The organism is Nocardia farcinica (assembly GCF_029867845.1).
Classification (GTDB): domain Bacteria; phylum Actinomycetota; class Actinomycetes; order Mycobacteriales; family Mycobacteriaceae; genus Nocardia; species Nocardia farcinica_A.
Map to the genome: position 1 here is coordinate 1 of NZ_JARWRU010000776.1, position 6,438 is coordinate 6,438.

Below are 6,438 nucleotides of genomic sequence, written 5' to 3' on the forward strand. Positions count from 1 at the left end.
CCGCCCAGGTCACAGCCCGATCCACCCCCACCCCCCCCACCCCCCCCCAATACACCCACCCCCCCCACACCCCGCCCCCGCCCCCCCCTTTCCGGGCCCCCGTTTGCCCGGGCCCCCCCAACCCCGGGCCCGGGGTCCCCCCCCCCTTATGCGCCCCCCCGCCCCCGGTCGCGACCACAGCTGCACCCGGCCGTGGTGCGCTCGGACGACTGCGGCGACGATGGACAAGCCGAGGCCGGAACTGCCTGCCCGGGAACGGGATTCGTTGACCTGATAGAAACGGTCGAACACCTTGGCGGCCGCGTCGGCGGGGATGCCGGGGCCGGTGTCGATCACCTCGACCACAGCACAGCGCGACGCCTCGGGCAGCGCCATCCCGGTCTCGGCCGTGACCGGCACATCGACCTCGCTCACCGGGGCCACCCCGACCACCACGGTCACCTCCGCGCTGTCGGGGGTGTGCGTCACGGCATTGTCGATCAAATTGGTCACCACCTGCCGCAGCCGCTGCTCGTCGCCGGAGACGACGACCTCGCCGGTCTGCTCCCGCAGCGTGATGCCCCGCGCCGGATGCCGGGAGCGAGCGTCGCGCAGCACGTCACGCACGACCGCGGCCAGATCGACGGCGGTCGGATCGAGTGGACGCTCGGCGTCCAGATTCGCCAGCAGAAGCAGGTCCTCGACCAGCACACCCATGCGGATCGCCGCCGCCTCGATCCGGCCCATCACCTCGAGGGCTCGTGCGTCGGTCGCCGCGCCACGCCGATAGAGCTCGGCATACCCGCGGACGGTCGTCAGCGGGGTGCGCAACTCGTGCGAGGCATCGGCGACGAAGGCACGCATCCGCGCCTCGGACTCCTCGAGCCCGCGCAGCGCGGCCGAGACCCGGTCGACCATGACGTTCAGCGCCGCCCCGAGCCTGCCGGTCTCGGTGTGCGGGTCGTCATCGGGCACCCGGCGATCCAGATCGCCCGCCGCGATGGCCTGCGCCGTGCGCTCCATCCTGGTCAGCGGCGCCAGCCCGACCCGCACCAGCACCCCCGCGGCGACCGAAACCAGCAGCAGCAGCGCGCCGCCGATCATCAGCTCGATGATGTGCAGCCGCCTGCTGATCGCCTCGCTGTCGGTCAGCGACATCGCCACCGCGGCGGTGCCCTCCTCCGGCTGTTCCTCGGTAGCGGGACGCACAACGGTCCGCACCCGCCAGTTGGTGTCGTCGGCCCGGTCGCGTGCGGTGAACGCACCGTCTCCGCGCGCACGCACCGACAGCACGTCCATCGCGGGCAACCGCGGATAGGTGCCCGCCCCGGGAGATTCGCCCAGCCACACTGTCGGGTCGCCCCGACCGTCGAAGTAGAGCACCCGGAAGTCGGAGGGGACACCCGGGCCGTCCGCGCTCGGAGGTGGCGGCAGCCGTCGCGTCACGCTGAGCTCGGCGGCGATCTGCCCCAGCTGTGTGTCCACCCGTTGCATCTGGGCGCGCTCGAGCAACAGCACACTCGACACCCCGAACGCCCCGAGACCGAGCGCGCTGATCACCACCAGCAACAGCAGCAGCCGGGTCCGCAGCGTCCACCGGGTCGGGGCGCGCAGCCGCGTCACGGCACTCGATCGGGCCGCAGGGTGTACCCCACGCCGCGGACGGTGTGGATCAGCGGCGGGCCGCAGGCGTCGATCTTGCGGCGCAGCTGGCTGACGAAGGTCTCCACCACCCGCCCGTCGCGGGCATCCCCGGCGCCCCACACCGCGGCGATGATCTGGGACTTGCTCACCACCTGCCCGGCATTGCGCATCAGGTACTCGAGCATGCTGAACTCGGTGGCCGACAGCACGACCTCCTGCCCGCTGCGGGAGACCCGGTGAGCCTCGGCGTCCAAGTACAGATCCGCCACCACGATCCGCTCGTCGCCGTCCCCGGGTGGCTCCACTCGACGCAGGATCGCCTGTACCCGCAACACCACCTCCTCGAGGCTGAACGGCTTGCTCACATAGTCGTCTCCGCCCGCGCGCAATCCGATGATGCGGTCCTGCACGGTGTCGCGGGCGGTCAGGAACAGCACCGGAACGCGGTTGCCCGCCGCACGCAGCCGCCGCGCGACCGCGAAACCGTCCAGATCGGGCAGCATCACATCGAGCACCATCAGATCCACCGGCCGGTGCTCGACGACCGCCAGCGCGGCCAGTCCGGTATCGGCGCCCAGCACGTCGAACTCGCTCATCCGCAGCACCTGGCACAGCAGATCGCGGATGCTCTCGTCGTCGTCGACCACCAGAACCGTCGCGTGCATCGCTCCAGGATAGGCAGACCTCACACCGGCCTCGTTCCGCGCCCGGCGCCGCCGACCTGCGGTTCCGAGCGGGCAGACAGCCGCGACGGCGCTGCTCAGACCATCGCCGTCGGCGGCACCGGCACGCCGATCTCGAGGGACCCCGCGATCTCGCGGATGTCGTCGTAGTCGAACACCACGTGACCGGACAGCACATCCACATCCCGTTTGGCGCGCTGCAACGGGTTGTGCAGCAGGTGCGCGCTCGCACCGGAGGCTTCCAGCAGCGTGCCGATCACGGCTCTCGACTCGTGCACGATGTGGGCGGCAGCCAGGCGCGCTCGCGCGCGGGTCGGCTTGTCCACTCGCTCACCGGCGGCCAGGATGCCGTCGATGCCCGCCGTGGTCTCGGCGAGCAGACCGTGCAGCGCCCGGAGCCGGACACGTGCCTCGCCGAGGCGGATACGCGCGGCCGGCTTGTCCTTCTGCTTCACCCCCTGATAAGCGAGGACTCGTTCGGACAGGCGGGCGGCGTACTCGTCGGCGACGCGCTCGGCGGCGCCGAGGGCGGGCATGGCCGCCAGCAGCGCCAGCGCGGGCACCATCGGCCACCGGTAGGTGTCGCTGTCGTGCGACGCCGCGCCGGGAGTGCCACCGGCGTACAGGTCGGCGATACGGAGAACGCGGTGTGCGGGCACGAACACCTTCTCGGCGACGACATCGTCGGAACCGGTGGCCCGCATGCCGTCGGTGTGCCAGACGTCCTCCACCCGCACGTCCGCGACCGGCAGCAACGCCATCAGCGGCATCGGCGCGCCGTCGGCCATCGCCAGTGCCCCGACCATGACCCAGTTCGCGCCGTGGATGCCCGTGGCCCACGACCACCGCCCGGACAGCACGTATCCGTCACGCTCCGGCTCGGCCAGCCCGGTCGGCGCCAGGGGAGCGGGGGCCAGGAACGGCCGTTCCCGGAACGCCTCACGCTGCGCCTGCTCGTCGAACAGCGCCATGATCCAGCAGTGCAGGGTGTAGAACCCCAGCGTCCACGCGCTCGAGGCGCAGCCGTGCGCCATCCGGCGGACGGGATCGAGGATCGCGGTGAACGGCGCCTGCGTGCCACCGAACCGGTGCGGGACCAGCAACTCGAACAACCCCGCCTCGGCCGCCTCGGCGATCGTCGCCGCCTGCAGTCGCCGCAGCCGCTCCGCCTCGGCCGCGCGCTCGGCCAGCCTGCCGACGAAATCGTCTGTCACGCAGCTGGTTCCGGTCACGCTGGCGCTCATCGGCGGAGGCTACCATGACAAAAAGTATGGCGGCAATGGGTGAACGGCCCCGCGCGCTAGGCTGAGCGGGTGACACAGGGTCGCAGAAGCGCAGGCCGAAACACACAACTGTCGGCCGAGGACTGGATCGAGGTCGGCTACACCATCCTCGCCGAAGACGGCCTGAAACAGATCAAGATCGACACCCTCTGCGACCGCATCGGCGCCACCCGCGGCAGCTTCTACTGGCACTTCAAGGACATCGCCGCCTACAAACACGCCCTCGTCACCCGCTGGGGCGAATGGAACGACGAAGAACACAAGAACTTCGACGAACTCGAACAACTCCCGCCCCGCGAACGACTCCTCCGGCTCATCACCCAACTCACCAGCCCACGCCACTGGATGCTCGAACGCGCCATGCGCGAATGGGCACGCACCGACCCCCACGCCGCGACCGCCGTCCGCACCTCCGACCGCCGCGCCCACCACGCCGTCCGCCGGTGCCTGCTCGCCCACGGCCTCGACCCCGACACCGCCGCCGTGCGCGCCGACTGGATCATGGCCATGGGCATCGGCGCACTCCACCTGTCCACCTCGAAGGAAGACGGCGCGGCCGCCGCCCACCACGGCGACCAACTCGTCGACATGATGCTCGACTACCGCACCACATAGCGCGAACTCAGCAATCCTCGAGCAGCCGAGCCAACTCCTCGGTGTCGACACCGAAATTGGCCAGCCTGCCCAGCGGAATCGACTCCATCATCCGCATCAGGTTCGCCCCTATCCCCTCACCACCACCGAGCATCACCACCATACCCGCCGCGACCCGGCCCACCGCCTCGGCCGCCTTCGGATCGGCCAACGCCTCACCCAGCGTCGACTCCAATGTCACCGGCACCCGCACCTCGTCACCGTCGACCTTCACCCCCGCCGCCAACCGCAGATCACGGCTCGACGCCCCGACGAACACCTGATACTCGCCACCCTCCACCACCCACCGATCCACCCGGGGATCCCAGTACGCCAGATCCTCCCGCCGGATCGGCACCGCCACCCGCTCGCTCTCCCCGGCCACCAGCTCCACCACCGCGAAACCAGCCAGCACCCGCGGCGCCCGCACCACCGACGAACCGGGCAGCCCCGCATACACCTGCACCACCTCCCGGCCGTCCCACGAACCGGTATTGGTGACCGTCACCTCCACCACCCACCCCGCACCCCCCTCCGACACCGACAGCCCGTCGTAGTCGAACGTGGTGTAGGACAACCCGTGCCCGAACGGATAACACACCGCCATCTCCCGCGCGTCGTACCACCGATAGCCGACGAACAGGCCCTCGCCGTAACGCACATGCGAATGCTCGCCCGGAAAGTTCAGATACGCCGGAGTGTCCTGCAACCGCAGCGGCGCGGTCTCGGCCAACCGACCCGACGGATTCACCACCCCGAACAGCACATCGGCCACCCCGCCACCACCGGCCTGCCCGAGCAGACCACCGTCCAGGATCGCCTGCGCCTGATCGGCCACCGGCCCCAGCCGCAACATGCCGCCGTGCGCGAGCACCACCACCGTCCTCGGCTGCACCCGCACCACCTCGGTCAGCAACCGCAGCTGATCGGCGGGCAACTCGATATCGGCGCGATCGAACCCCTCCGACTCCTGATTGGCCGCCAACCCCAGAAACAGCACCGCCACCGCCGCCTCCGACGCCACCGCCACCGCCTCCACCCGCAACGCGTCCGGGTCACCGGTGCCGTCGGTGGTGAAACCCCGCGCATAAGCCACCGACCCCGACTGCGCGTGCGCCCTGATCTCCTCCAACGGCACATCCAGCCGTGTCGCGTTCACATGTGAACTGCCACCGCCCTGATAGCGCGGGGACTCGGCGAACTCGCCGATCACCGCCAGCGCGCTGCCCGCCGACAACGGCAGCAACTCCCGATCGTTCTTCAACAACACCACACACCGCGCCGCCACCTCACGGGCCAGCGCATGATGCGCGCTCGCATCCGCCGCGGGCACATCCAACTGCCTGCCCTGCCGCACCCGCTCCGCCAACCGGGCCATCCGCCCCGCCGAGGCGTCCAGATCCGCTGGATCGAGTTCACCGGCCGCCACCGCCGCCACCACCCGCGCGTCCGAGCCGCCGCCGCTGCCCGGCATCTCCAGATCCATACCCGCGCGCACCGCCGCCACCCGATCGCCCACCGCGCCCCAGTCGCTGACAACCACCCCGTCGAAACCCCACTCGCCGCGCAGCAGCTCGGTCAGCAGCCATCGGTCCTCGGCCGCGTACACACCGTTGATCCGGTTGTAGGAACACATCACCGTCCACGGCCGCGCCGACCGCACCACATGCGCGAAGGCCCGCAGATAGATCTCCCGCAACGGCCGAGCGTCGATGTCCGAACTCGACCGCATCCGATCGTGCTCGGCATTGTTGGCCGCGAAATGCTTCAACGACGCACCGACCCCGGTGCTCTGCACACCCTCCACCCAGGCCGCACCCAGCTCCCCGGACAACAGCGGATCCTCGGAGAAGTACTCGAAATTGCGGCCACCGCGCGGATCACGCTTGATATTGATGCCCGGCCCGAGCAGCACATCCACCCCCGCCGCCCTGGCCTCGTGCCCCAGCGCCACCCCCACCCGGCGCACCAGCTCCACATCCCAGCTCTGCGCCAACCCCACCGCGGGCGGGAAACAGGTCGCGGGCAGACTCTCCGACAACCCGAGATGATCCGTGGCGCCGACCTGTCTGCGCACACCGTGCGGCCCGTCGGTCATCGTGACCGACTCGATCGACCCCACCGGCTTCGTCGTCCAGAAATCCGCCCCACTGCCCAGTGCCGCCTTGTCCGCCGTCGACAGATTCGCGATCGCAGAGTCAGTCATGGGCCAACAC

At 70.4% G+C, this 6,438-nt stretch carries 5 protein-coding genes; 1 reads left to right on the forward strand and 4 read right to left on the reverse strand.

Translation table 11 applies throughout. The features are described from left to right. Positions 1-9: 9 nt before the first annotated feature. The 3 genes from QH283_RS17010 to QH283_RS17020 form a co-directional block, all read right to left on the reverse strand. Positions 10-1,602: a sensor histidine kinase gene (locus QH283_RS17010; RefSeq protein WP_280503971.1), complete on the reverse strand. Its 1,593-nt coding sequence runs from the start codon at positions 1,600-1,602 to the stop codon at positions 10-12. Continuing rightward, on the reverse strand, positions 1,599-2,288 hold the full coding sequence (locus QH283_RS17015; protein WP_280503972.1) for a response regulator transcription factor: 690 nt from the start codon (positions 2,286-2,288) through the stop codon (positions 1,599-1,601). The genes QH283_RS17010 and QH283_RS17015 overlap by 4 nt, the downstream gene beginning before the upstream one ends. Before the next feature lie 95 nt (positions 2,289-2,383). Next, complete coding sequence (locus QH283_RS17020; protein WP_280503973.1) at positions 2,384-3,550, reverse strand: acyl-CoA dehydrogenase family protein; 1,167 nt, start codon at positions 3,548-3,550, stop codon at positions 2,384-2,386. A 69-nt stretch (positions 3,551-3,619) separates the two neighbouring features. Here QH283_RS17020 and QH283_RS17025 point away from each other — a divergent pair, with 69 nt between their 5' ends. Continuing rightward, a complete protein-coding gene (locus tag QH283_RS17025; protein ID WP_280503974.1) occupies positions 3,620-4,204 on the forward strand; it encodes a TetR/AcrR family transcriptional regulator in 585 nt (194 codons plus the stop codon). Positions 4,205-4,211: 7 nt separating this feature from the next. Here QH283_RS17025 and QH283_RS17030 read toward each other — a convergent pair whose 3' ends face one another. Further along, complete coding sequence (locus tag QH283_RS17030) at positions 4,212-6,428, reverse strand: glycoside hydrolase family 3 C-terminal domain-containing protein (RefSeq protein WP_280503975.1); 2,217 nt, start codon at positions 6,426-6,428, stop codon at positions 4,212-4,214. Positions 6,429-6,438: the final 10 nt, after the last annotated feature.